At 71.7% G+C, this 1,351-nt stretch carries 1 protein-coding gene; it reads right to left on the minus strand.

Annotated features, from left to right (window positions below):
- Window positions 1–1,337: tetratricopeptide repeat protein (locus AB0O40_RS37750; RefSeq protein WP_365050872.1), on the minus strand; the 1,337-nt coding region annotated here is incomplete at its 3' end.
- Window positions 1,338–1,351 lie beyond the last annotated feature (14 nt).

Raw genomic sequence — 1,351 nt, forward strand, 5'->3', positions numbered from 1 at the left:
GCTGCGCCGGCCGTGTCTCCCGCCGTCCCTCGCCAGGTGGCGAGGTTGCCGCGGGCGGTGAGGGTGTCGGGGTGGTCTTCGCCCAGCACCCGGATTAGGTCGGACAGCAGTTCCGCGAAGGCCTGCGCTGCGCCGGCCGCGTCCCCCGCCTGGCCTCGCCAGTAGGCGAGGTTGTTGCGGGTGGTGAGGCTATTGGGGTGGTCTTCGCCCAGTACCCGGACCACGGGTTCGAGGAGGTCGGCGTAGGCCTGTGCTGCGCCGGCCGCGTCTCCCGCCGTCCCTCGCCAGGCGGCGAGGTTGCTGCGGGCGGTGAGGGTGTTGGGGTGGTCGTCGCCCAGCTTGTTGCGTGCGGCAGCGGCAAGGTGCCAGAAGTGGCCGGCGGCGGCCGTGACTTGCCCTGACTCCCCGAGGCTGCGGCCGAGGCGGTAAAGCACAGCGTGTGCGTCCGGCTCGTACAGGCTGTCTTCGGCGTGGTGCACGAGTGCACTGGTGTTGGCACGCAGAGCCTGGGCGACGTCCGTGTCACGTTCGATCACAGGCCAGGCATCCCGCAGGGCGCTGGCGGCAGTGCGCGCGCTCTGATGATGCTGGTCCGGGGTGAGGGTGTCGCGCGTGGCGTGCTGAATGAGCTGGTGGATGTGGACGGCTTGGTCGGGGTTGGTGGGCTGGTGGTCGATCAGGCACAAGCGGTGCAAGGCGCGTAGGGCGCGTACCGCGTCGGTGGAGGAAACGGAGGTCTGCGGGCTGTCGCCAGAGTTGGTGCGGTGGGTGGTGAGGTACGCCCGCGCTGTTTCGCTGGTGAGGACGTTTTGGGGGATGCCGTTGGGGTCGAGGAAGGCGGCGAGCTGGAGCATGGGGCGGGCCAGGCCTGCCGGTTGGAGGGTGTCGGCGCGGTCGATGGACAGGGACCAGGCCGCGGCCAGGGCGGTGGCTTGTTCGTCGGGCAGGGTGGCGGGGGCGAGGCGGTGAAGCGTGGTGGTGCGGTCGGCCAGGAGCTGGCGGTAGTCGGCGGCGGTCTCGCCCGCGTCGATCAGGTAGGCGACTGCTTGGGCCAGGGCGAGGGGGAGGTGTCCGAGGTCGTCGGCGAGGGCGGCGAGCTCGCCGGCAGGCTCGATCCGGTCCTGCGCGGCCAGGGCGGAGGTGAGGTAGGCGAGGGACTCCTCCGGGGTGAACAGCCCGACGTCGATGCGGCGTCGGCCTTCGCCGAAGAGGGCGGCGTCCCGGCAGCGGGTCGTGAGCAGCACCCGCCCGTGAGGGCTGGCCGGGGGCCACAGGCTGAAACGCTGGCCCGAGCCAGGGTGGGCGATCAGGTCGGCCGGGTCGGCGATGTCGTCCAAGACGATCAGCCACC

This window comes from Streptomyces sp. NPDC089919 (genome assembly GCF_040684615.1).
GTDB lineage: Bacteria > Actinomycetota > Actinomycetes > Streptomycetales > Streptomycetaceae > Streptomyces.